Origin of the sequence: Mixta sp. BE291 (assembly GCF_031457955.1) — a bacterium.
Classification (GTDB): domain Bacteria; phylum Pseudomonadota; class Gammaproteobacteria; order Enterobacterales; family Enterobacteriaceae; genus Mixta.
The window spans coordinates 390,938-416,108 of the sequence record NZ_JAVDXN010000002.1; the positions used below are offsets into that span (position 1 = coordinate 390,938).

Genomic DNA, 25,171 nt, shown 5'->3' on the forward strand with positions numbered 1-25,171 from the left:
TAATGCATAACAGAGGCGAACCATGAAGAATGCGCAATCTGCATCAGTACGCTGGCAACTCTGGATCGTTGCCATTGGCTTTTTTATGCAGACGCTGGATACCACCATCGTTAACACCGCCCTGCCCGCGATGGCGCGTGATTTGGGTGTCGATCCGCTACAGATGCATTCCGTGGTGGTCTCTTATGTGCTGACGGTGGCGGTGACGCTGCCGCTCAGCGGCTGGCTGGCGGATCGCTTTGGCGTCCGCAATATCTTTTTTGCCGCTATCGTGCTGTTTAGTCTGGGCTCGCTGTTTTGCGCGCTGGCGGGCACGCTGAATCAGCTGGTGCTGGCGCGAGTGCTGCAAGGCTTCGGCGGCGCGATGCTGGTGCCGGTGGGCCGTTTGACGGTAATGAAAATCGTGCCGCGTGAGCAATATATGGCGGCGATGACCTTTGTTACGCTGCCGGGGCAAATTGGCCCGCTGGTCGGCCCGGCGCTGGGCGGCGTGCTGGTGGAATATGCCAGCTGGCACTGGATTTTCCTGATTAATCTGCCGGTGGGCATTCTCGGCGCGCTGGCGACCATGATGCTGATGCCTAACTATTCGATGCAGACGCGGCGCTTTGATTTCTCCGGTTTTCTGCTGCTGGCGGCGGGCATGGCGACGTTGACGCTGGCGCTGGACGGTCAGCACGGCTCCGGCAATTCAGCGCTGACGCTGGGGCTGCTGATCCTGGCGGGCGTGTTCTCGCTGCTGTTTTACCTGATGCACGCGCGAGCAAACGATAATGCGCTGTTCAGCCTGAAGCTGTTCGACAACCGCACTTATTCTATCGGCCTGATCGGTAGCCTGACCGGACGCATCGGCAGCGGCATGCTGCCGTTTCTGACGCCGCTGTTTTTACAGCTGGGGCTGGGCTTTAGCCCGTTTCACGCGGGCCTGATGATGATCCCGATGGTGCTGGGCAACATGGGCATGAAGCGCATCGTGGTGCAGATCGTTAACCGCTTTGGCTATCGCCATGTGCTGGTCGGCTCTACCCTGGCGCTGGCGCTGGTGGTGGCGCTGTTCCCACTGGTGGCGCTGATGGGCTGGATCTGGGCGCTGCCGATTGTACTGTTTTTCCAGGGCATGGTGAACGCCATTCGCTTCTCTTCGATGAATACGCTGACGCTTAAAGAGCTGCCGGATAACCTCGCTTCCAGCGGCAACAGCCTGCTGTCGATGATTATGCAGCTGGCGATGAGTATTGGCGTCACCATTGCTGGCCTGCTGCTGGGCGCGTTTGGTCATCATGCCGCCATCGACAGTGAAATGGCGCATGAAACCTTTATCTATACCTGGCTGTGCGTGGCGCTGGTGATCGCGCTACCGGCGCTGGTTTTCTGGCGCGTGCCAAAAGCATCAAGCAAGAATGCGGCGCTGAGCCGCGGGAGATCGTCGCGTTAATGGGTAAACTGCGTTTTGGCATCAGCGCAAAGCTGTTTTGCGCCATATTTTCTACCTGCATGCTGATATTAATTACCATGCACTGGGGCGTGCGCCTCAGCTTTGAGCATGGTTTTATTGATTACATCAAGCGCGGCAATGAACAGCGTTTGACGCTGCTGAGCGAGGCGTTGGCGGATCAGTATCAGCAGCACGGCAACTGGGAATTTATTCGTAATAATAATCGGCTGGTGTTCTCGATTTTGCGCTCGCTGGAACAAAATCCCGATACCAATAATAATCTGCCGCCGCACGGCTGGCGCACGCAGTTTTGGATTATCGATCAGCGCTACCGTGTGTTGATCGGCCCGCACGCGCCGGTGCCGCAAGAAGGGATCCGCCGTGCCATTACCACCGACAGCGGTCATGTTGTTGGCTGGGTGATCGGTTCACCGCCGGAGCGCCTGACGCGCAGCGCCGACATTAACTTCGATCAGCAGCAGCGGCGCACCAGCTGGCTGATCGTGGCGCTGTCGACGCTGCTGGCGGCAACGGCAACCTGGCTGATGTCGCGCGGGCTGCTGGCTCCGGTGAAGCGACTGGTGGCGGGCACGCATCAGCTGGCGGCGGGCCATTTCACCAGCCGGGTGGCGGTAAGCAGCCAGGATGAGCTGGGACGGCTGGCGCAGGATTTTAACCGCCTCGCCAGTTCGCTGGAAAAAAACGAAAGCATGCGTCGCGCGTTTATGGCGGATATTTCCCACGAACTGCGCACGCCGCTGGCGATTTTGCGCGGCGAGCTGGAAGCGATGCAGGATGGCGTGCGTAAGCTGACGCCCGAGGCGGTCAGTTCGCTGCTGATGGAGGTCGCCACGCTCACCAAGCTGGTTGATGATTTGCATCAGCTGTCGCTGTCGGATGAGGGCGCCCTCGCCTATCGCAAAAGCCCGACCGATCTTGCCGCGCTGCTGGAGCTGGTGGCCGGTAACTTCCATGCCCGTTACGCCAGCCACGGCCTGACGCTACAGCTGGCGCTGGTGGAGCAGGCGCCCTTTTTTGGCGATCCCGATCGGTTGATTCAGCTGTTTACTAATCTGCTGGAAAACAGCCTGCGCTATACCGATGCGGGCGGAACGGTAAAGATCGCGCTGCAAACCCAGGGGGACCGCTGGCTGCTGCTGCTTGATGATTCCGCGCCAGGCGTCGCTGACGCGCAGCGTGAACAAATTTTCGAACGTTTTTATCGCACCGAAGGCTCGCGCAATCGCGCCAGCGGCGGCTCGGGACTGGGTCTGGCGATATGTCGAAATATTGTCGAAGCGCATGGCGGGATGATGTCAGCCGATCACTCTGATTTAGGTGGGCTGCAAATCAGAGTAGAATTACCGCACGATAACGCCTGAATAGCCAGCCATGACTGAATTTACTATGCCCCTTATCCTGATCGTGGAAGATGAGCCGAAAATCGCTCAGCTGATGATTGATTATTTACAAGCGGCCAACTACCGCACCCAGCACCTGGCGCGCGGCGACGAAGCGGTGGCTTTTGTGAAACACACGCCGCCGGATCTGGTGCTGCTGGATCTGATGCTGCCGGGGTTGGATGGCCTTTCCGTCTGCCGTGAGCTGCGCCGCTTTTCCGATCTGCCGATTGTGATGGTCACCGCCAAAATTGAAGAGATCGACCGGCTGCTGGGGCTGGAGATTGGCGCAGATGATTATATCTGTAAGCCTTTCAGCCCGCGTGAAGTGGTGGCGCGCGTGAAAACCATTCTGCGCCGCTGCCAGCGCAGTCCGGAAGAAACTGAGTCCGCTTCGCTGCTGCGGGTGGATGAGGCGCGTTTTCAGGCCAGCTGGGCGGGCAAAGCGCTGGACCTGACGCCCGCGGAGTTTCGCCTGCTGAAAACGCTGGCGCAGGAGCCGGGCAAAGTCTTTTCGCGCGAGCAGCTGCTGAACCATCTCTATGACGATTACCGCGTGGTGACCGATCGCACCATCGACAGCCATATTAAAAATCTGCGGCGCAAGCTGGAGGCGCTGGATGCCGATCAGCCATTTATTCGCGCGGTCTACGGCATGGGTTACCGCTGGGAAGCGGATGCGTGTCGCTTGATCTAGCGCAATTTACATCGTCGGGTCAGCCGTTTAGAATTTCTCACCTTTTAACGGGCCAGCATTCGCGCTGTGCCCGTCCGCAATATCTGACCTGACATCAGACTGAGACAATTATGTTTAAACCGGAACTCCTCTCCCCGGCCGGTACGCTGAAAAATATGCGCTACGCCTTCGCCTATGGCGCAGATGCGGTGTACGCCGGTCAGCCACGCTACAGCCTGCGCGTGCGTAACAATGAATTTAACCATCAGAACCTGGCGCTGGGTATTCAGGAAGCGCATGCGCTGGGCAAAAAGTTTTATGTGGTGGTGAATATCGCGCCGCATAACGCCAAACTGAAAACCTTTATCCGCGATCTCCAGCCGGTCATCGATATGCAGCCGGACGCGCTGATTATGTCCGATCCGGGCCTGATCATGATGGTGCGCGAGGCGTTTCCCTCTATGCCAATCCATCTGTCGGTGCAGGCCAATGCGGTGAACTGGGCAACGGTGAAATTCTGGCAGCAGATGGGGCTGTCGCGCGTGATCCTCTCACGCGAGCTGTCGCTGGAGGAGATTGACGAGATCCGTCAGCAGGTGCCGGAGATGGAGCTGGAGATTTTTGTCCACGGCGCGCTCTGCATGGCCTATTCCGGACGCTGTCTGCTTTCCGGCTACATCAATAAACGCGATCCCAATCAGGGCACCTGCACCAACGCCTGCCGCTGGGAATACAAGGTGCAGGAAGGAAAAGAGGATGAGATCGGCAATATTGTGCATCAATATGAGCCGATTCCGGTGCAGGATGTGACGCCAACGCTGGGTGCCGGTCAGCCCACCGATAAAGTGTTTATGATCGAAGAGGCAATGCGTCCCGGCGAATATATGACCGCGTTTGAGGATGAGCACGGCACCTATATCATGAACTCCAAAGATCTGCGTGCCGTGGCGCACGTCGAACGCCTGACGCGCATGGGCGTGCATTCGCTGAAGATCGAAGGACGCACCAAATCGTTTTACTATTGCGCGCGCACCGCGCAGGTCTATCGTCGCGCCATCGATGACGCCGCCGCTGGCAAGCCGTTCGATCCCTCGCTGCTAACGACGCTGGAAGGCCTGGCGCACCGTGGCTACACCGAAGGCTTCCTGCGCCGCCATACGCATGACAGTTATCAAAATTACGATTACGGCTATTCGATTTCCGAGCGCCAGCAGTTTGTCGGCGAGTTTACCGGCGAACGGCGCGGCGAGCTGGCGCAGGTGGATGTGAAAAACAAGTTCTCGCTTGGCGACAGTCTGGAGCTGATGACCCCCGCCGGTAACCTGCACTTTACGCTGACGGCGCTGGAAAACAGTAAAGGTCAGCCGGTTGAGGTGGCGCCGGGCAATGGTCATCTTGTCTGGCTGCCGGTGCCGGAAGCGCTGGATCTGCGTTTTGCGCTGTTGATGCGTAACCTTAACGGCACTACCACGCGCGATCCGCATGCCGAAATCAACGCCGTCCGCGCAAATTAATTGCCTGCGGTAACAAATTTTAGAATTTGATCACATTAGCCGGCGCGGTTTGTCGATAACATCGCGCTTGCTAAAACGAGCAACAAGAAACGGCAGTCTATACCAGGAACCACCTCATTCGCCCGCCCGGCTCCCCCGCGCGGGTTTTTCTTTGCGTGTTGCTCTTAAAGCCCAGCCGGACATGCGGTTTTCCCCCTCTTCTGTGCTATAAAAACAGTCTGACAGCGGTCTTTTATTTCACTCTTACTGCGCAATATATTGCCAAGGGAAATAGCATGGAAAAACAGGCTTTGACACTGGTGATCCTGAACGGAAAAGGTGCGGGCAATGAGGCGCTGCGCGAGGCCATTACTACGCTGCGCACCGAAGGTCATCCTATTGAAGTCCGGGTGACCTGGGAGTCAGGCGACAGTGAGCGTTACCTGCAAGAAGCCATTACGCTGGGCGCGGCCACCGTGGTCGCGGGCGGCGGCGATGGCACGATTAACGAGCTAGCGAACGCCCTGATTAACGTCGCGCCCTCCTTACGTCCGGTGTTGGGTATTTTACCGCTGGGCACCGCCAATGATTTCGCCACCAGCGCCGGTATTCCCGAAGATCCGCTGGCGGCGCTGCGGCTGGCGCTTGCTGGCAGAACGGTCAATATTGATTTGGCGCGCGTCAATCAGGATCGCTACTTCATTAATATGGCCACCGGCGGTTTTGGTACGCGCATTACCACCGAAACGCCGGAGAAACTGAAATCCGCGCTGGGCGGCGTCTCCTACTTTATTCATGGCTTAATGCGCATGGATACGCTGAAGGCGGATAGCTGCGCGATTAGCGGTCCCGATTTCAACTGGCACGGCGACGCGCTGGCGATTGGCATCGGTAACGGTCGTCAGGCGGGCGGCGGTCAGCGGCTATGCCCGCAGGCGTTAATCAACGATGGCTTACTGAACCTGAGTATCGTGAATTCGCAAGAGCTGCTTTCCACGCTGCTGCACTCGCTAACCAGCGATGAACAGAACCCGAATATTATTACCGCCACGCTGCCCTGGTTGAAAATCTCTTCCCCCAATGAGATGACATTCAACCTTGATGGCGAACCGCTGAGCGGCACCGAGTTTCATATTGAGGTGATACCGGGCGCGCTGGCCTGCCGCCTGCCGCCACAGTGTGAACTGCTGGCCTGATTTATCCCTTTTCTGCCTGTTGATGAAGATTTTTTCTTTAAAGACAGGCGGTTACCTGACACGGTCACGCCTTCATCAGCGTCATGCTGGCTGCGTCCTTTCTCCTGCGCGCCAGGCATGGCCGCAGCGTTAAAATCATTACTCGCCTTCGCCCTATCGAAACCAGGCAGATAACGAAACTGTGTGATCGGGATCGACCATTCCGTCGCTGCTACTTGTATGGTAGTACAACAGAGCTTAAATTTCGCTCATCCGAAGTCGCTATTAAGGCCAGAAAAATGAAAATTATTAACGCGGAAGTCTTTGTTACCTGCCCCGGCAGGAACTTTGTCACTTTGAAAATTACCACCGATGAAGGGATTACCGGCATTGGCGACGCCACGCTTAACGGACGCGAGCTGCCGGTCGCTTCCTATTTAAAAGATCATGTCTGCCCGCAACTGATTGGCCGCGATGCGCATCAGATTGAAGACATTTGGCAGTTTTTCTATAAAGGCGCTTACTGGCGACGCGGCCCGGTCACCATGTCGGCGATCTCCGCCGTGGATATGGCGCTGTGGGATATCAAAGCCAAAGCCGCCAATATGCCGCTCTATCAGCTGCTGGGCGGCGCATCGCGCACCGGCGTGATGGTTTATTGTCACACCACCGGCCACAGTATTGATGAAGTGCTGGATGACTATGCGCGTCACAAAGAGATGGGCTTTAAGGCCATTCGCGTACAGTGCGGCGTGCCGGGCATGAAAACCACTTACGGCATGGCGAAAGGCAAAGGCCTGGCCTATGAGCCCGCCACCAAAGGTGACTGGCCGGAAGAACAGCTATGGTCCAGCGAAAAATACCTCGATTTTACCCCTAAGCTGTTTGACGCCGTACGCCAGCGCTTTGGCTTCGATGAGCATCTGCTGCATGATATGCATCACCGCCTGACGCCGATCGAAGCGGCGCGCTTCGGCAAGCGCATTGAAGATTACCGCCTGTTCTGGATGGAAGATCCAACGCCTGCGGAAAACCAGGAGTGTTTCCGCCTGATCCGCCAGCATACCGTGACGCCAATCGCCGTCGGCGAAGTGTTTAACAGCATCTGGGACTGCAAACAGCTGATCGAAGAGCAGCTGATCGACTATATCCGCACCACTATTACCCACGCGGGCGGCATCACCGGTATGCGCCGCATCGCCGATTTCGCCTCGCTCTATCAGGTGCGCACCGGCTCGCATGGCCCGTCCGATCTCTCTCCCATCTGCATGGCGGCGGCGCTGCATTTCGATCTCTGGGTACCGAATTTCGGCGTGCAGGAATATATGGGCTATTCCGAGCAGATGCTGGAGGTCTTCCCGCATAGCTGGACATTCGATAACGGCTATATGCATCCCGGTGAGAAACCGGGCCTGGGCATTGAGTTCGACGAGAAGCTGGCGGCGAAATATCCGTATGAACCGGCCTATCTGCCGGTCGCGCGCCTCGAAGACGGCACATTATGGAACTGGTAAGGAGATAAGGACATGATGATGAAAAGCGTAGTGATTGAACAACCTGGCGAGCTACAACTGCAACAGCGCGCGTTGCCGGAACCGGCCGCCGGCGAAGTGCGGGTGAAAGTGCGTTACGCCAGCATTTGCGGCTCAGACGTGCATATCTGGCACGGCCACAACCCGTTTGCGCGCTATCCACGCGTGATTGGTCATGAATTTTTCGGCGTGATCGACGCCGTCGGCGCAGGCGTTGATGCCGCACGTATCGGCGAGCGCGTCGCGGTCGATCCAGTGGTGAGCTGCGGTCATTGCTACCCCTGCTCGGTAGGCCGCCCCAACGTCTGTCGTGAATTGCAGGTCATTGGCGTGCATCGCGACGGCGGCTTCAGCGAGTATGCCGTTGCGCCAGCGCCTAACGCTTATCGCGTGCCGGACAGCGTGCCCGATAAGCTGGCCAGTTTAATTGAGCCCTTTACCATTGCCGCCAATATCACCGCGTTCCTGAAGCCCACGGCGCAGGATATCGCGCTGGTGTATGGCGCAGGCCCGATGGGGCTGACGGCGATTCAGGTGCTGAAAGGCGTCTATGGCGTGAAGCAGGTGCTGGTGGTGGATCGGCTGCCGGAGCGGCTGGCGCTGGCGCAACAAAGCGGCGCGGATACCGTGTTTAATAACAGCGAGGTGCCGCTGGCGGCGCAGCTGGAAGGCATCCAGCCGACCCTGATTATCGATGCTGCCTGCCATCCGTCGATTCTGGCGGAGGCGGCGGCGCTGGCTTCACCGGCGGCGCGTATTGGGCTGCTTGGCTTCTCGGGCGAGCCATGCACGCTGACGCAGCAAAGCCTGACCAGCAAAGAGCTGTCGCTGTTCACGTCACGCCTTAACAGCCATCGTTTTCCGCAGGTGATTGAGTGGATCGAGCGCGGCGCTATCCAGCCGGAGAAGCTGGTCACGCACTATTTCCCTCTTGCTGACGTTGAGCAGGCGATGACCCTGTTTGAAAAAGATCCACGTACCTGCTGCAAAGTTATCTTATCTGTTACCTGAACCAGGGCCGGGCGGCAACGTCGCCCTGCTGTTAATTATTATAATTACCCTACGATTTCGGAGATACTATGTTCAAGAACTTGCGTTGGACCATCGTACTTCTGCTGTTTCTGGTCTACATGATCAATTACCTCGATCGCGTAGCGCTGTCCCTTACCGTACCGATGATTGAAAAAGATTTACTGCTGAATGCCGAACAGTTCGGCCTGATTTTCGGCAGCTTCTTCTTTGGCTACGCCCTGTTTAATTTTATTGGCGGGCTGGCGACCGACAAATATGGCCCGACGCTGGTGTTGGGCGTGGCGGTCGGCATGTGGTCGCTGTTCTGCGGCCTGACCGCGGTCGCCACCGGCTTTTGGTCAATGCTTATCCTGCGCGTGCTGTTCGGGATGGCGGAAGGCCCAATCTGCGCCTCCGCGAACAAGGCGATTAACGGCTGGTTCCCGAAAAAACAGGCGGCAACCGCCATGGGCTTTTTAAGCGCCGGTTCGCCGCTGGGCGGCGCCGTTGCCGGGCCGATTATCGGCTACCTGGCGCTGGCGTTTGGCTGGCGTCCGGCGTTTGTGATTATCTGCTCCATCGGCATCGTCTGGATGGTGATTTGGTTTTTCATCGCCTCTGATAATCCTGCGCGCAGCAAACGTGTCTCTGCCGAAGAGCGCGCCTTAATCGAAAAATTAAAAGAGGCGCAGCCGGGCGACGAGCCGGAGTTGGATCAGGCATCACACGGGCTGAGCTATTATCTGCGCCAGCCGATTATTCTGGTCACCGCCTTCGCCTTCTTCTGTTACAACTATATTCTGTTCTTCTTCCTGAGCTGGTTCCCGGCCTATCTGGTGCAGGCGCACAACCTCGACATCAAATCAATGAGCATGACCACCGTTATCCCGTGGATTGTGGGTTTCGTCGGGCTGGCGCTGGGCGGCTGGATCTCCGATAAAATTTTCAATATCACCGGTCGGCTGCTGCTGTCACGAAAAATTGTGCTGGTGGTCGCGTTACTGTCTGCTGCCGTTTGTGTGGCGCTGGCCGGTACGGTAGAAGGAGTAACCTCTGCGGTATTGCTGATGTCGGTATCGATCTTCTTTTTGTACATCACCGGCGCTATCTACTGGGCAATTATTCAGGATGTGGTGCATAAAAGCCGCGTCGGCGGGGTGAGCGGCTTTATTCACCTGATAGGTAGCGTTTCCGGCATTATCGGTCCGATCGTTACCGGCTTTATCGTGCAGCATACCGGCAAATTCGACAGCGCCTTTGTGCTGGCGGGCGTGGTTGCCGCTCTTGGCGCGTTTCTGGTGCTGTTTGTCATAAAAAGCCCGAAGGCCAGCAGCAAACCTGTTTCTGTATAAATACTTCCGGCGCGCCTGGCGCGCCGCTTCTCTGACGTAACAAGGATTTTCTCATGCTATCCGTTGAGACACTGGCAGACGATGTTGTTGTTCCTGATTACGATCGATCCCGACTGCGCGCACGCATGCTGCATATCGGCTTTGGCGCGTTTCATCGCGCTCATCAGGCGGTATGCGCCGATCGGCTGGCGCGTGAGCAGCAGAGCGACTGGGGATATATCGAATGCCTGATCAATCCGCACAGCACCAGCGATTTGGTGACGCTGCTGCGCCAGCAGGATCATCTGTATACCGTGACAGAAATGGCGGATAGCGGGAAAACGTCGCGCGTGGTGGGCGTGATTACCGCCGCCGTGAATGCGCGTACCGATGGCATTGAGGCGGTGATTGAGGCCATGTCTCAGCCGGATATCGCGATTGTTTCCATGACCGTTACCGAGAAAGGCTATTGCCATCATCCGGCCAGCGGCCAGCTTAATCTTGATCATCCGGCGATTCAGCACGATATTGCCGCGCCCGATGCGCCGCATTCGTTGCCTGGCGTGATTATCGCCGCCGTTAAGCGCCGCCGCGATCGCGGCCTGCCGCCTTTTAGCGTGATGTCCTGCGATAACATGCCGGAAAACGGCCATGTGACGCGCAATGTGGTGTTACAGCTGGCGGAAGCGCTGGATGCCGGACTGGCGGACTATATTCGTCATCATTTGACCTTCCCTTCCACGATGGTGGATCGCATCGTTCCGGCGATGACCCCGGAAGCGCTGGATACGTTGGGCGAAACGCTGGGCTGCTACGATCCGGTTGCCGTTCAGTGCGAACCCTTTTTCCAGTGGGTGATTGAAGATAATTTTGTTAACGGCCGCCCTGCCTGGGAAAAAGCGGGTGCCGAGCTGGTGAAAGATGTGCTGCCGTTTGAAGAGATGAAGCTGCGAATGCTTAACGGCAGCCACTCTTTTCTCGCTTACCTCGGCTATCTGGCCGGTTATCAGCACATCAGCGACTGTATGGAGGATGCGGATTTCCTGCGCGCCGCCCGTACGCTGATGCTGGCGGAGCAGGCGCCGACGCTGCGCACCACAGAGGTGGATCTGGTCGCCTACGCCGATTCGCTGATTGCGCGCTATCAAAACCGCGCCATCAAGCACCGCACCGGGCAAATTGCCTCTGACGGCACGCAAAAACTGCCGCAGCGCTGGCTCGACAGCATTCGCTGGCATCTGGCGCACAATAGCCGTTTTGATTTGCTGGCGTTGGGCGTGGCGGGCTGGATGCGCTATGTCGGCGGCGTTGATGAACAGGGCAACGTCATTGAAATTAACGATCCGCTAAAAGAGACGCTGGCGCAGCGCGTCAGCGAAAGCGCCGAAGGCGAAGCGCGTGTTGCCGCCCTGCTCTCGCTGGAAAAGGTGTTTGGTGATGATTTACCCGCTAACGCGCGGTTTAACGCCCAGGTGCTCGATTTTTACCAGCAACTGCAACAAGCTGGCGCTAAAGAGACGGTTAAGCGCCTGATTAACCAATATTAATTGTTCCTGTACCGAAAGGGCTGGCGTGGCGCTAACAGGCTGTTTAGACTTAAGGCTTTCGCCTCCAGCCCTCCAGGAAAGTTGTCGTATGTCAATAGCCTACATCATCACCGCTAACGAGCCGGTTAATCAGCAGATTTATCGATTTTTGCGTCAGGATATTGTGACCTGCGTCATCCATCCCGGCTCGTTGCTGTCGGAAAAAGAGGTCTCCTCGCGTTTTAACGTCTCACGTCAGCCGGTGCGCGAAGCCTTTATCAAACTGGCGGAGGCCGGACTGGTGCAAATCCTACCGCAGCGTGGCACCTTCGTCCGTAAAATTTCCGCGCAGCGCGTGGCGGACGGCCGTTTTATTCGCGAAGCGGTGGAAATCGCCGTGGTGCGTCGGGCGGCGCTGGAAGCGCCACCTGCTGCGTTAGTGGCGCTGGAACACAATCTCCAGCTGCAAAAAATGGCGGCGCAGCGCCACGACGTACAGGCTTTTTTGCTGCTGGATGATGAATTTCATCTGCTGATTGCGCAAAGCATTAACTGCGAGCTGGCGTGGGAAACGGTAGAAAATATCAAGGCCACCATGGATCGCGTGCGCTATTTAACGCTGAGCAAAGTGTCGCCGCCGGAAAGCCTAATCGAACAGCATGAAGAGATCCTCAGTACCTTGCGTAATCACGATGCCGACGGCGCGGAACAGGCGATGCGTCGGCATCTGCAGGAGATGATTTTCTCTATTACGCCCATCGCCGAGCAGAACAGCGAATGGTTTGAGCAGCCCTGATGCCGCTTTTCAGCTGGCGGCGCCCGATAAATTGCCGTTACGCCTTACCACCAGCGGTAAAAATGATGCACGGGACCAATGCCTTTGCCGACCTGCAACGTATCCGCCTCTGCCAGCGCGCCCTGTAGCCAGGCTTTCGCCGCCGCGACGGTGCTGCTCCAGTCGCTGTGACGCGGTCGTAAGGCGGCCAGCGCCGACGAGAGCGTACAGCCGGTGCCGTGCGTATTGCGCGTAGCGATACGTGGCGCGGTAAAGCGCTGCTCGCCATCGCGGGTAAACAGCCAGTCCGGGCTTTCGGCATCGCTGAGATGTCCGCCTTTGATCAGTACCGCTTCACAGCCCAGCGCCAGCAGCGCCCGCCCCTGCTGTTTCATTTCCGCTTCATTGCGCGCATGCTGCGTATCCAGCAGCGCCGCCGCTTCAGGCAGGTTCGGCGTGATCAGCGAGACCTGCGGCAACAGCCGCTCGCGCAGCGTTGCTACCGCCTGCGATGACAGCAACGCGTCGCCGCTTTTTGCCAGCATCACCGTATCCAGCACCAGCCAGGGAATCGCGGCATCGCGCAGCCTTTCCGCCACCGCTTCGACAATGTCACTCTGTGCCAGCATACCGATTTTGGCGCTGTCGATGCGTACATCGCTTAATACCGAGTCGAGCTGCGCGGCGACAAATTCGGGTTCGATACGATAGACCGACTGCACGCCGCAGGTGTTTTGCGCCACCAGTGCGGTAATCACGCTGGTGCCATACGCGCCCAGCGCAGAAAAGGTTTTTAGATCGGCCTGAATGCCTGCGCCGCCGCTGGGATCGGTACCGGCAATGGTTAACGCGTTAATTCGTTTCATGCCAGCGTCTCCTGATTCAGATTCCACAGCCCATCAAGAAAGGCAGGAATAAAGCTGCCTGGCCCGTTGGCTGCCGCCGCCGCCTGCGCGCCCGCACAGCCGATAATCCGACAGGCGCTGGCAATATGCAGCAGCCGATCGCCCGGCAGCGCGGCAAACCCCGCCACCACCGCCGAAAGCGCGCAGCCAGTGCCCACCACGCGCGTCATCAACGGCGAGCCGCCCACAATACGCAGCATGCGCTCGCCGTCGGTAACGTAATCCACCTCGCCGGTGATCGCCACAATGGTCGTGTAGCGCTGCGCCAGTTCACGGGCAGCGGAGAGCGCCGATTCCGCGCTGTGGCGGGTATCCACGCCGCGTCCGCCGCCCTGCTGCTGCGCCAGCGCCAGGATTTCAGATGCGTTGCCGCGTACGGCGGCGGGACGCAGCGCCAGCAGCTGCTGACAGAATTCACTGCGCAGACGCAGCGCGCCTACCGCTACCGGATCGAGCGTCCATGGCGTGCCCGCCTGGTTAGCGGCGTTGACCGCCGCCAGCATCGCCGCGGCGCGCGGTTGGGTCAGCGTGCCGACGTTAATCAGCAGCGCATCGGCCAGCGCGCTGAACTGCGCCGCCTCTTCGGCATCAATCACCATGGCGGGCGAAGCGTGCAGCGCCAGCAAAACGTTGGCGGTAAAAGATTGCACCACATCGTTGGTCATGCAGTGGATCAGCGGCGCGCGCTGGCGGAACAGGGAAAGAGAGTGCGCAACAAGCGCGTTATCAGGCAGGTCAGGCTGTTTCATAATGCTCCTGGCCGGCGCTCAAGAAGGCAATGCCGGTCAGGCATCTGACTTCCCTACGCTGGCATTATCCAGATCAGGTGGTACGGGTATTTCTCAGCCTTCATACGAAGGGCACCCCGAGTCATGTACATCAACAGATTGTAATTAGCGTCTTATTCAGACCTGTACAAGATAATGCCAGCGGCGAGAGGCAGACACAACCCTTACAGTCAGCATCGCCCGGCTTACGGCACAGCGACCCGCGACAGCGATCAGCATTCTCAGTAAGCCTGCGCTTGCGGGCAAAAGAACCTGCCATCACCGCGCCGCCAGGCTTTTTAAAGCCGCCCTTCTCTATACCAGGAAAAACAGCATTAACAGGCGTTTTTCGGCCGATTGGTTTAGTGCGCCTGGTTTAATCTGGCACAAGCTGGCCTGGCGTAGACGGGCCATACAGCATCTGCTCATCTCAGCGGCGAGCCGGGTCAGTTTAGCCTCTGATATTCATCAAAAACGCTATATCAACCAGCAGGCTGGCTGAGGCAGGAGAGACCATGAACTATTTTGAGCAAATCATTTTTGCTTCTGATGACAATATTAAAAATCTTTTAGACAGCCGTCGCAGCGCGAGCCTGTCAGCGTCGCAACAGGCGATTTTATTTAAGCGGCACGTCGAGATTGTTAATATGGAGCTGTCTTACAGCTGCAACCGGAAATGCGATTACTGTCCGGTCAGCTTTTCTAACCGCCAATCGGTGCAACGCTACATGGATCTGGCCGCGCTGGAAAAAGTGTGCCGCGAACTGGCTGAAATACGCTATGAAAATCGCATTTCCTTAAACCTCTATAATGAACCGTTGCTGGATCTGGCGCTGGAAAAGAAAATTGCGCTGGTGAAACAGTACCTTCCCTACAGCCATATCGCCTTCAACAGCAATGGCGACTATCTGGATCTCGCCCGGCTTGAAACGCTGGCTGACAGCGGGCTGAATAATATTTGCGTTACGCTGCATCCGCCGTCCAACAGAACGCAAACCGCTGCCGCCATTTTCCGCCGCGTCACTAAGCTGTTGGAAAAGCTGGCATGTGAAAATAAAGTCAATGATTTCACGTTGGATAGCGTTACGGAAAAGCAGTCGGTTCAGTTTCGGCATAAAGGCGTGCAGATTAAAATTCAGTGGCCGGACTGGCGTCAGAATGGTACTAACCGCGCAGGCGTGCTAACCGAACACGTTGCTTCGTCCACGATTCGCACTCAGCCCTGCGTGAAACCGTTCAGAGAATTCACCATTTTTTACGATGGTACGGTGCAACCCTGCTGTGAGAGTTTTCTTGACGATAAGACCAACCTTGCGCCTGCGGGAAATATCCACACCGCCACCATCTTTGAGATTTACGCCGCCAAAACGTTAAGTAATTTCCGGCGCGGGCTGTTTGATTTTGGTCTTAAGAAAGGTATTTGCGCCTCTTGCACCGTGGCCGACTACAGCACGCCAGAAGAAGATGTCGCAAGAAAGCGCATTTTACGTGAGCTTTAATGAATGTACGCTCCATTCCTGAACCTTAAGCGGTAAGCAAATGAACGACGTAGAAAAATTAATCGTTGCCGAAACGGAATATTTTAAGCCGATGCTGGCGCGCGCCGACCAATCCACGCTGGAACAGCGTGAACGTTGGCGGCACGAAACCATCCGCGAACGGCAGGAGCGCATCTCATTAGAGGTGTATGACCTCCTGCACGGCCAGGTAAAATATGGTCCTTTCAAAGGCCTGCGCCTGGACAGAAATACCTGGTGGGGCAAACTGGATCTCGGCTCACAGTGCCTGGGCCTGTATGAAAAAGAAATTTTGCAGCTGGTTGATGCCATCGCCAACGATCAATACAGCACGTTTATCGATATTGGCGCTGCCGACGGCTATTACGCCATTGGCATGTTGGTTTCCGGCAAAATCGGGAAAACCATCTGTTTTGAACAAACGGAACAGGGTCGCGAAGTGATTGCCGCCAACTGGCGCAAGAATGGCTCGGCTGGCGCGCTGACTATTCTGGGCGCGGCCAATCAACAAAGCCTCGCCACGTTAACGCCGCAGGATCTGCGTAACGCGCTGGTGCTGATCGATATCGAAGGATTTGAGTTTGAACTGCTAACGGCAGAGGTGCTGGAACTGTTGCAAACCGCTACCGTGGTGATTGAAGTACATCACTGGGTGGAGGCTTTTCTCGCTAAATATGAAACGCTGCTGACCGAGGCCAGCCGCTTTTTTACCATTGAAGCCATCGAACGCGTTGAGCGAGAAACCAGCCATTTGGCTGAGTTAAGAGATTTCACCGACGACAACCGGCTGCTGCTGACCTCCGAGCGCCGTCCAGGCCTGATGCGATTTTTAAAATTCACGCCTAAAAACCGCTAGCCGCCGCCTGCCGGGAGATTATCTGCCCGGCAGGCCAGCGGCTTAGGCGCTATTTAGCTTGTTCCCTGACGGTTCAGGCGTTGTGCACCATGCTCAACGCCTGCTGCACCGGCGTCAATCTGCTGGTAGATGGCGGTTTCGTCTGCTGGTAAGTGAGGCAAAAAAGCCGCAGCGGTTAATGAACGACCACCAAAAGTTGGACGCCCAACTATTAAAGGAGCCGTTCAGTTAACGCGGCAGCTGTTTTACTACCGCGCCAGGCTGACCGCCTCGCCCAGCTGCCACACCGCCATCGCATAGTGATTGCTGTGGTTATAGCGCGTAATCACGTAGAAGTTCGGCAGGCCATACCAGTATTGATAAGATTTGCCCATATCAAACCGCAGCAGACTCACCTGCGGATTGCCTTTAATCGAACTCTGCGGACGCAGGCCTGCTGCCGCCAGGCTGCTGACGCTATAGCGCGTTTTAAAGCCGTTTTCCAGACCCGGCGCCTGACCGCTGGCCGGTACCGCAACGGTTTCCCCTGGCTGCCAGCCGTGCTGTTTGAAGTAGTTCGCTACGCTGCCGATGGCATCAACCGGATCCCAAAGGTTAATTTGCCCGTCGCCGTTAAAGTCCACCGCGTACTCTTTTTCAGAAGAAGGCATAAACTGCCCGTAACCCATTGCGCCCGCATAGGAGCCGCGCAGATCGAGCGGATCCTGTTTTTCCTTACGCGCCATCAGCAAAAAGGTTTCCAGCTCGCTGGTAAAAAATTCTGCCCGCCGCGGATAGGCGAAAGAGAGCGTCGCCAGTGCATCGATAATGCGCGTTTTGCCCATCACGCGTCCCCAGCGCGTTTCCACGCCGATAATGCCGACAATGATTTCCGGCGGCACGCCATATTCCCGCTGCGCCCGCTGCAGCGCATCCTGGTACTGATTCCAGAACGCGACGCCATTCTGTACGTTATCTGGCGTAATGAATTTTTTGCGGTAGCGAATCCATGCGCCGTTCGGCCCGGAAGGCGGCTGATAGCCCGGCGTCGGTGCCTGACGATCCATCAGGCGCAGCACCCAGTTCAGACGTTTCGCCTGCGCCAGCACATCATGCAGCTGCTGGCGGTTAAAGCCATGCTCCTGCACCATTTTATCGACAAAGCGCCCGGTCGCCGGGTTACCGGCAAAGTCGCCGCTTAGCGGATGAATTTCATGCGCGGGCTTTAGTAAAAAGCCACCCTCTCCCAAAAAGGGGTTGCCGCTTTGCGGCGGTGTCGGCGTCGGTTTGCTGCTACAGGCAGCCAGGATCAGAATCAGCGGTAGAAAAAGGCGAGGATAACGCATACAAATCCATATATTCAGCGATAAAAAAGAATAATGGTAAGCGGGGATTTACGTTACGTAAAAGAAAATTCCTAATTTACTGAAAATTGACCCAGGAAAATTAACATCTACGCGCCGTGACATCAGACAGGATAACGCGGCAGGGCGATATTTGCGGCTAGCCCTGCCGCAGATATTATGGATGGTCGCGGCGGAACAGCGTCCACTCTTCAATACGTTCGCCGCTGGGTAAATGGCAATAATTGCTCTCGCCTGCGGCAGTTTTTATACGCTCCAGCTTGCCCGACTGCTGAATACAATAAACCGAGGCGGGATTGGGCATGCCGATCGCAGGCGAGCGTTTTTGCGGCGCGGGCTGATGGCTACATCCCGTTAGCGCTAACGCTGTCAGCAGCATGAGATAGTTTTTCATTACTGCGTAACCGCTTCATTAATGGCGCTATCCGCCTGCCACAGACGATATTTCACCTGCACATCGGCTGGCGTATAGATCACCATCGGCAGCTTGCTGTTGTAGCGTTGCAGGCTGTGCGCGCCAATATTGGCGGCAACAAACGCCTGATGTTTGCTGTTATCGATACAGGCCATGCGCGTCGAGGCGGGCGGCGTCAGGCTTTTTACCACGTAATAGTCGTAACCCCAGCCTTTCAACGTCTGCTGCTCCAGCTGCGCGCCCATCATATGGCGATTGCAGTCTACCTCCAGCGTTTTACCGATCAACAGCTCGACTTTGTAGTTCTCCTCGTTTTGCTGCTGCGGCAGCCAGATCACCTGACGAACCTGCCCTTTCTCCGCTGCCGGATAAGGCGCGACGCTTTCCAGAGCGGGATGCTCGTCCGCTGTTTTCGCCTGCTGAGCGCAAGCGGAAACCGAAATACAGAGCGCACTGAGTAATATTGCTTTCATTTTCATCTTCTTTTCTGCCTTTTAATGATGCATTTGTCCAGGCTAACACGAATCAGCCGTAGTTAATGCTGAAGCTAATCAAAAAAACAGTAAAAAGCCAGCATTGGCGTGGGCGGGATATTGCCCGTAACGCTTCTTTGTTGCCGTGCTGAAAAGCCGCGCGCCCTGGCGTGGAGCGAGATCCTCGTCACAAAAACCCCGCCAGCAGCAGAATTATCCATCACTATGCACTATTTACCATCACGCCTGCCGCCAGAAATTTTGTATGTTGCCTTATAGTGCAGCACATTAAACTGGAGCGGTAAAATGTCTTACGTTAACAGTAACTTAGATATAAACGATATGCACAGACGCAAAGTGCGTCGAATGAATCTGTTTATCTCTGTTTCCGCCGCGCTGGCCGGCCTGCTGTTTGGGCTGGATATCGGCGTGATTGCCGGGGCGTTGCCATTTATTACGCATCACTTTTCACTGACCAGCCACCAGCAGGAGTGGGTGGTCAGCAGCATGATGCTTGGCGCGGCGCTGGGCGCGATTTGTAACGGCTGGGTCTCTTCCCGGCTCGGGCGCAAATATAGCCTGATGGCGGGCGCGGTATTATTTATTCTGGGTTCGCTGGGATCCGCTTTCGCCAACAGCCTTGAGACGCTGTTGGCCGCGCGCGTGGTGCTGGGCGTGGCAGTAGGCATCGCCTCGTATACCGCCCCGCTCTACCTGTCGGAAATGGCCAGCGAAAACATTCGCGGCAAAATGATCAGCATGTATCAGCTGATGATCACCTTTGGCATCCTGCTGGCGTTTCTTTCCGATACCGCCCTGAGCTACAGCGGCAACTGGCGCGCCATGCTGGGTATTCTGGCGCTACCGGCGGTGCTGCTGTTTGGTTTGGTGATTTTTCTGCCCAACAGCCCGCGCTGGCTGGCGGCGAAAGGTTTACATATTGAAGCGGAAGAGGTGCTGCGAATGCTGCGCGATACCTCCGAAAAAGCCCGCGCCGAGCTGAATGACATCCGTCAAAGCCTGCAAATGAAACAGGGCGGTTGGACGCTGTTCAAACGCAACAGCAATGTCCGTCGCGCGGTATTTCTCGGCATGCTACTGCAGGCGATGCAGCAATTCACCGGCATGAACATCATCATGTATTACGCGCCGCAAATTTTTAAAATGGCGGGCTTTAGCAATACCCAACAGCAGATGATGGCGACCGTGGTGGTTGGCTTAACCTTTATGCTGGCGACGCTGATTGCCGTGTTTACCGTGGATAAAGCGGGCAGAAAACCGGTGCTGAAGATTGGCTTTTCCGTTATGGCTTTCGCCACGCTGATCCTGGGCTACTGCCTGATGCAGGCCGGGAAAGGCGATATCACCCCTGGTCTTTCCTGGCTGTCGGTGGGCATGACCATGATGTGTATCGCAGGCTACGCCATGAGCGCTGCGCCGGTGGTCTGGATCCTCTGCTCGGAAATCCAGCCGCTGAAATGCCGCGACTTCGGCATCACCTGCTCCACCACCACGAACTGGGTCTCCAATATGATTATCGGTGCCACCTTCCTGACGCTGCTGGATCTTATTGGCGCGGCGGGCACCTTCTGGTTGTATACCGGCTTTAACCTGGTGTTTATCGTGATCACTTTCTGGCTGATTCCAGAAACCAAAAACGTCACGCTGGAACATATTGAGAAGAACCTGATGGCCGGTAAAAAGCTGCGGGATTTAGGGCAGTAACCACCGCCCTCTGTTCTGCATCGATTTTCGATCATTTCATATACCCCCCGTTCGGACCTGAATAACAGGCCCGAACGCTTTTGCGTGAGGGTGTCACCGCAGCCGAATGCGACGTTTCTTTTCCGCACTTAAGGATGTTGTAACTAAGAAGCAACGCAATATCCCGCTACGACCACAAAACCCATTGATACCCCACTGTGGCTTAAAAAACCCATTCATATCCCGCAGCGGCTAACGCCCGCCCTTCTGCCGCTGTTGATTCTATCAAAGCCCGCTTTTTTGATACGGCACAACCCCTCGCTACTCATTTAGAGGTATATAAGGCTGTTTTTAATGGATACGCAATAAATAACAATAAACCAGGAGTTTACATGGCGAGGAGCAGGCGTTTTTTGGGGTTCGCATGGCTAAAAAGCGGACGAATTATGGGGCTGTTACTGCTGGGCGCGATTATCGGCGTAGCGGTGTTAGCGGGCAGCGTCACTATCATGCATAAAACCAGCGACAGCGAGTTTTGCGTTTCCTGTCACAGCATGCAGCGTCCGCTGGCGGAATATCAGGGCAGCATTCACTTTCAGAATCCGGCAGGGATTCGCGCCGGATGCGCCGACTGCCATGTTCCGCCGCAGCCGGTGGATTATATGCTGACAAAAATGGGCGCGCTGAAGGATGTGGTCGGTGAAATCAGCGGCAAAATCGATAGCGAAGAGAAATATAACGCCCATAAGCTCAGCATGGCGGAGTCCGTTTGGAAAACCATGAAGGCCAATGATTCCGCCACCTGCCGCAGCTGTCACAGCTTTGAGGCAATGGATGTGCTGGCGCAGCGTCCTGAAGCGCGTAAGGCGCATCCCGTTGCCATCCGCGAGGGCCAAACCTGTATCGACTGCCATCGCGGCGTTGCCCACATTCTGCCCGATATGAGCGCCAGCAACGCCAGCGGTGCGACGCAGCTGATTTCTGCCGCTGCCCATACGCCTGCGCAGGCGACCCGCCTCTACGCGGTGGTCACCCAGCCTTTCCGGCTCGATGCCGATTCGGCGCAAACTGACGGCACGCTGTTTCCCTCCAGCGAGATCACGGTGATACAGCGCAATGGCGACCAGCTACAGGCGCGTCTTGACGGCTGGCAACAGCAGGATGTGCCGGGCGCGCTCTATGCAGCGCCGGGTAAACGCATTATGAGCGCGGTGCTGGATGAACGCGCGGCAGAGCGCGTGACCCGCATCAGTACGCAAACCGACAGCGAAACCGGACAGCAGTGGCATCAGGTCGCGCTCACCTTCTGGCTGCCGAAAAAAAGCTTAATCGATGACCAGCAAAAAATCTGGCAGTACGCGGCTGGCCTGATGTCGGCCAACTGTACCGGCTGTCACGGTTTAACCGCCCTGGATCATTACAACGCGAATCAGTGGATCGGCGTGATGAAAGGTATGGCGCCGCGCACCGCGCTGGATGAAGAACAGCTGCGCTTGCTGACGCAGTATGCACAGAAACACGCCAGCGATATGACAAAAACAGAGGGGAGCGAACAATGAAAAATGTCACCTCCGGCTGGTCCCGCCGCCGTTTTTTACAGGCCGGTAGCGGCCTGCTGGCCGCCAGCGCCTTACATTTCGGCTACAGCAAAACTGCGCTGGCACAGGCTATCAGCCAGGCGCTGCCGCAGTTTACCGCCCTGCGTCCGGCACGGAAAGGTATCCTCACCGCTGCCCACTGGGGCGCTTTTGAAGCGATAGTAGAAAATGAGCGCCTGGTCGGCGTACAGGCGGTTTCTGACGATCCGGCGCCCAACGAGCTGATAGCCATGGCGCCCTGGCAGGTGTATGCGCCTAACCGCATCAAAACGCCGATGGTGCGTAAAAGCTGGCTGGAAAACGGTCCCGGCAGCTACCCTGAGCGCCGCGGGTGCGATGAGTGGGTGCCGGTGAGCTGGGATCGCGCCATCGCGCTGGTGAGCGCGGAAATTAAGCGTCTGCAACAGGATTATGGCCCTTCGGCGATTTACGCCGGATCGTATGGCTGGAAAAGCACCGGCATGCTGCACAACTGCCGCGCCCTGTTACAGCGCCTGATGAACCTTTCCGGCGGCTTTCTCAGCTGCAGCGGCGACTACTCCACCGGCGCGGCCCAGGTGATTATGTCGCACGTAATGGGATCGATGGAGGTCTACGAGCAGCAAACCAGCTGGCCCAACGTGCTGGAGCACAGCGAGCTGGTGGTTTTATGGGGCTGTAATCCGCACACCACGCTGAAAAATAGCTGGAACGTGCCGGATCACGTTGGTCTGGACGGCTTTGCCCAGCTGGCAAACAAAGGCATCAGAACCATCGCTATCGACCCGATCCGTCAGCCTGGCGCAAAGCAGTTAAATGCGCAGTGGATCGCGCCCCATGCCTATACCGACAGCGCGATGATCATGGGCATCGCCCATACCCTCCTCAGCGAGCAATTGCATGACGAAGCCTTCCTGAAGCGTTATACCGTCGGCTTCGATCGCTTTCGCGCCAGCCTGCTGGGCGAAACGGACGGCGTGGTGAAAAACGCGCAGTGGGCCAGCGAAATTTGTGGCGTTGAGGCGGAGAGCCTGCGCCAGCTGGCGCGTGAAATGGCGCAAAAGCGCACCATGATCATGGCTGGCTGGGGCATTCAGCGTCAGCACCACGGCGAGCAGCCGCACTGGCTGCTGGTGACGCTGGCCGCCATGCTGGGTCAGATCGGTCTGCCGGGCGGCGGCTTTGGCTTTAGCTACCATTACTCTTCCGGAGGCAGCCCGACGGCACGCGGCGGCATTATTTCCGGTATCAGCGCGGGCGAAGCGCCCAAAAACGCCCCCACGCCGATTCCGGTGGCGCGCATCGCCGACTGCCTGGCGAACCCAGGTAAAACAATTAATTTTAACGGTCGTCAGGTCACCTACCCCGACGTAAAAATGGTGTATGTCGCTGGCGGCAATCCTTTCCATCATCATCAGGATACCAATAACCTGCTGCAGGCGTGGCGGCGACCAGAAACCATCGTGGTACAGGAGCCTTACTGGACGGCGACGGCTAAGCATGCGGATATTGTGCTGCCCTGCACCACCAGCTATGAGCGCAACGATCTGGAGATGGGCGGCGACTATTCCCAGCTTTATGTGTTCCCGATGCGCCAGTGCGTTGCGCCGCAGCATCAGGCGCGCAACGATTTTGATATTTTTCGCGCCATTGCCGCGCGACTCGGCGTTGAGCAGGCTTTTACCGAAGGGCGCGATGAGATGCTGTGGCTGAAAGTGATGTATGACAAGATGAAAAGCCAGGCGCGGGCGGCGGGCGTCGCGCTGCCGCCGTTCGATATGTTCTGGCAGTCAAACAGCTATATTCGCTTTCCGATCCCGGACGCTAATAAACAGTGGGTACGCTTTGCCGATTTTCGCGCCGACCCGCTGCTTAATCCGTTGGGCACCCCTTCCGGTAAGATTGAAATCTTTTCACAGCGCGTTGCCGCCATGCACTATCCCGATTGTCCGGGCGTGCCGGGCTGGCTGCCGCCGCTGGAGTGGCACGGCAGTGAACTGGCTAAACGCTGGCCGCTGTCGCTGAATACCGCGCATCCCGCCCTGCGGCTGCACTCACAGCTGGATAATACCCCGCTGCGCGAAAAGCATGCTGTCGCTAACCGCGAAGAGATACTGATTAATCCGCAGGATGCCGTGCAGCGCGGCATTCGCAGCGGCGATCTGGTACGCGCTTTTAACGCACGCGGACAGATCCTGGTCGGCGCGCTGGTCACCGCGGATATTCGTCCCGGCGTGGTGCGTATCAGCGAAGGTGCCTGGTACGATCCCGCCGAGCCCGCTCAGCCCGGCACGCTCTGCCGCAACGGCAATGTTAACTGCCTGACCGTTGATATCGGTAGCTCAATGCTGGCGCAGGGCAACTGCGGCCATATGGCGCAGCTGGAAGTGGAAAAATATCGCGGCGAAGCCCCGCCAAATAGCGCGCACGCCATGCCGCCCGGCGTCATCTGATCGCTGCTTATTGCGCCGCTCCCGCGTCGGAGCGGCGCTCCGCCTTTGCCGTTTCCCTCTCTGCCTCGTTCGTCTGCCGTTAAGCGTGCTAGTTTTATTAACATCTGATGACATTGCGCTGAGCATAAGGAGAACGCATGCATATACGCCCTTTTACCGAAGCTGACCGTCCATTTTTACGCACGCTGTTTCTCGCCTCGCGCAAGGCCAACTGGACGTGGCTTGATGCCGACAGTTGGCAGCTGGAGGATTTTGATCGGGTCGTGTTGGGTGAACAGGTGCTGGTTGCGGAAGATGACGGTCACCGGCTGGGGTTCGCCGCCTGGCTGGAAAACGACAATTTTCTCCACAGCCTGTTTATCGATCCGCAATATCAGGGACGCGGCGTCGGCAGCGCGTTGTTACAGGCGATCCAGACGCGCTTCACCGCCACCGGCGCATTGAAATGTTTGCAGGCGAATAAAGCGGCGCAGCAATTTTACCTGCAGCACGGCTGGGAGATCGTTTCCGCCGGTGAAAGCGAGCATGGAAGCTATCTGTTAATGCACTATCCGAAAGCCGCAACGCTGCGTTACATGGGCCAATAGCCGTGATTTAACCTGTTGATAATATTTAATTATTTCATTTAACACGCTAAAAGCGTGAGCTGTCAGGGTCGTTTCTTATTCTTACTGCCAGCTTCCCGCCGCGGGTGACCGTAGCGGGAAGGTTTCACCACGCTCGCCCCGCTAGTTTTATCTCAGATTATCATTTAACCCTTTTCAGGTAGCGACCGCGCCGGTGTATTCAGCGCAGCCGCATCGCCGC

21 protein-coding genes and 1 riboswitch are annotated in these 25,171 nt (G+C 56.9%); of the genes, 16 read left to right on the top strand and 5 right to left on the bottom strand.

Annotated features, from left to right (window positions below):
* The first annotated feature begins 22 nt into the window (after positions 1-22).
* The 10 genes from mdtD to J2X14_RS06975 all read left to right on the top strand — a co-directional run bounded on the left by mdtD (position 23) and on the right by J2X14_RS06975 (position 12,375).
* Complete coding sequence (gene mdtD, locus J2X14_RS06930) at positions 23-1,435, top strand: multidrug transporter subunit MdtD (protein ID WP_352410483.1); 1,413 nt, start codon at positions 23-25, stop codon at positions 1,433-1,435.
* The gene (gene baeS / locus J2X14_RS06935) at positions 1,435-2,817 is read left to right on the top strand and encodes an envelope stress sensor histidine kinase BaeS (RefSeq protein WP_352410484.1); all 1,383 of its coding nucleotides are present in this window, start codon (positions 1,435-1,437) and stop codon (positions 2,815-2,817) included. Before mdtD ends, baeS begins: the two co-directional genes overlap by 1 nt.
* A 10-nt stretch (positions 2,818-2,827) precedes the next feature.
* On the top strand, positions 2,828-3,532 hold the full coding sequence (baeR, locus tag J2X14_RS06940) for an envelope stress response regulator BaeR (RefSeq protein WP_352410485.1): 705 nt from the start codon (positions 2,828-2,830) through the stop codon (positions 3,530-3,532).
* Between the two features lie 110 nt (positions 3,533-3,642).
* On the top strand, positions 3,643-5,025 hold the full coding sequence (gene trhP, locus J2X14_RS06945; RefSeq protein ID WP_352410486.1) for a prephenate-dependent tRNA uridine(34) hydroxylase TrhP: 1,383 nt from the start codon (positions 3,643-3,645) through the stop codon (positions 5,023-5,025).
* A gap of 275 nt (positions 5,026-5,300) precedes the next feature.
* Complete coding sequence (yegS, locus tag J2X14_RS06950; protein ID WP_352410487.1) at positions 5,301-6,200, top strand: lipid kinase YegS; 900 nt, start codon at positions 5,301-5,303, stop codon at positions 6,198-6,200.
* A gap of 278 nt (positions 6,201-6,478) precedes the next feature.
* The gene (gene manD / locus J2X14_RS06955; protein ID WP_352410488.1) at positions 6,479-7,693 is read left to right on the top strand and encodes a D-mannonate dehydratase ManD; all 1,215 of its coding nucleotides are present in this window, start codon (positions 6,479-6,481) and stop codon (positions 7,691-7,693) included.
* A gap of 18 nt (positions 7,694-7,711) precedes the next feature.
* Positions 7,712-8,722, top strand: a complete 1,011-nt coding sequence (locus tag J2X14_RS06960) for a Zn-dependent oxidoreductase (RefSeq protein ID WP_352410622.1) — start codon at positions 7,712-7,714, stop codon at positions 8,720-8,722.
* A gap of 68 nt (positions 8,723-8,790) precedes the next feature.
* Positions 8,791-10,074, top strand: a complete 1,284-nt coding sequence (locus J2X14_RS06965; RefSeq protein ID WP_352410489.1) for an MFS transporter — start codon at positions 8,791-8,793, stop codon at positions 10,072-10,074.
* A 53-nt stretch (positions 10,075-10,127) separates the two neighbouring features.
* A complete protein-coding gene (locus J2X14_RS06970; protein ID WP_352410490.1) occupies positions 10,128-11,600 on the top strand; it encodes a mannitol dehydrogenase family protein in 1,473 nt (490 codons plus the stop codon).
* Between the two features lie 88 nt (positions 11,601-11,688).
* Positions 11,689-12,375, top strand: coding sequence for a GntR family transcriptional regulator (locus tag J2X14_RS06975; RefSeq protein WP_352410491.1), 687 nt, complete (start codon positions 11,689-11,691; stop codon positions 12,373-12,375).
* Positions 12,376-12,419: 44 nt separating this feature from the next.
* On the opposite strand, the gene thiD is transcribed toward J2X14_RS06975, so the two are convergent.
* Entirely contained in the window at positions 12,420-13,220 is an 801-nt protein-coding gene (gene thiD, locus J2X14_RS06980; RefSeq protein ID WP_352410492.1) for a bifunctional hydroxymethylpyrimidine kinase/phosphomethylpyrimidine kinase, read from the bottom strand.
* A complete protein-coding gene (thiM, locus tag J2X14_RS06985) occupies positions 13,217-14,008 on the bottom strand; it encodes a hydroxyethylthiazole kinase (protein ID WP_352410493.1) in 792 nt (263 codons plus the stop codon). Before thiM ends, thiD begins: the two co-directional genes overlap by 4 nt.
* 33 nt (positions 14,009-14,041) lie before the next feature.
* A riboswitch (TPP riboswitch) is annotated at positions 14,042-14,137 on the bottom strand.
* 404 nt (positions 14,138-14,541) lie between these two features.
* Between thiM and J2X14_RS06990 the strand changes: the two genes are divergently transcribed.
* Together J2X14_RS06990 and J2X14_RS06995 are read left to right on the top strand one after the other, a co-directional pair.
* Positions 14,542-15,525 carry a radical SAM/SPASM domain-containing protein gene (locus J2X14_RS06990; RefSeq protein WP_352410494.1) on the top strand — a complete coding sequence of 328 codons (984 nt, stop codon included), beginning with the start codon at positions 14,542-14,544 and terminating at the stop codon, positions 15,523-15,525.
* Between the two features lie 40 nt (positions 15,526-15,565).
* Positions 15,566-16,399, top strand: a complete 834-nt coding sequence (locus J2X14_RS06995) for a class I SAM-dependent methyltransferase (protein WP_352410495.1) — start codon at positions 15,566-15,568, stop codon at positions 16,397-16,399.
* Between the two features lie 248 nt (positions 16,400-16,647).
* Here the strand turns inward: J2X14_RS06995 and mltB are convergent, their stop codons facing one another.
* The 3 genes from mltB to eco form a co-directional block, all read right to left on the bottom strand.
* On the bottom strand, positions 16,648-17,724 hold the full coding sequence (gene mltB / locus J2X14_RS07000; RefSeq protein ID WP_352410496.1) for a lytic murein transglycosylase B: 1,077 nt from the start codon (positions 17,722-17,724) through the stop codon (positions 16,648-16,650).
* Positions 17,725-17,899: 175 nt separating this feature from the next.
* Positions 17,900-18,136: a putative hemolysin gene (locus tag J2X14_RS07005; RefSeq protein ID WP_352410497.1), complete on the bottom strand. Its 237-nt coding sequence runs from the start codon at positions 18,134-18,136 to the stop codon at positions 17,900-17,902.
* Positions 18,136-18,636 (bottom strand): serine protease inhibitor ecotin, encoded by a 501-nt coding sequence (eco, locus tag J2X14_RS07010; protein WP_352410498.1) that lies wholly within the window; start codon positions 18,634-18,636, stop codon positions 18,136-18,138. Before eco ends, J2X14_RS07005 begins: the two co-directional genes overlap by 1 nt.
* A gap of 300 nt (positions 18,637-18,936) precedes the next feature.
* Between eco and J2X14_RS07015 the strand changes: the two genes are divergently transcribed.
* The 4 genes from J2X14_RS07015 (at position 18,937) to J2X14_RS07030 (ending at position 24,951) form a co-directional block, all read left to right on the top strand.
* On the top strand, positions 18,937-20,355 hold the full coding sequence (locus tag J2X14_RS07015; RefSeq protein WP_352410499.1) for a sugar porter family MFS transporter: 1,419 nt from the start codon (positions 18,937-18,939) through the stop codon (positions 20,353-20,355).
* A gap of 371 nt (positions 20,356-20,726) precedes the next feature.
* Positions 20,727-21,893 (top strand): NapC/NirT family cytochrome c, encoded by a 1,167-nt coding sequence (locus J2X14_RS07020; RefSeq protein ID WP_352410500.1) that lies wholly within the window; start codon positions 20,727-20,729, stop codon positions 21,891-21,893.
* A complete protein-coding gene (gene torA, locus J2X14_RS07025; protein WP_352410501.1) occupies positions 21,890-24,364 on the top strand; it encodes a trimethylamine-N-oxide reductase TorA in 2,475 nt (824 codons plus the stop codon). Before J2X14_RS07020 ends, torA begins: the two co-directional genes overlap by 4 nt.
* A gap of 137 nt (positions 24,365-24,501) precedes the next feature.
* Positions 24,502-24,951 (top strand): GNAT family N-acetyltransferase, encoded by a 450-nt coding sequence (locus J2X14_RS07030; protein ID WP_352410502.1) that lies wholly within the window; start codon positions 24,502-24,504, stop codon positions 24,949-24,951.
* Positions 24,952-25,171 lie beyond the last annotated feature (220 nt).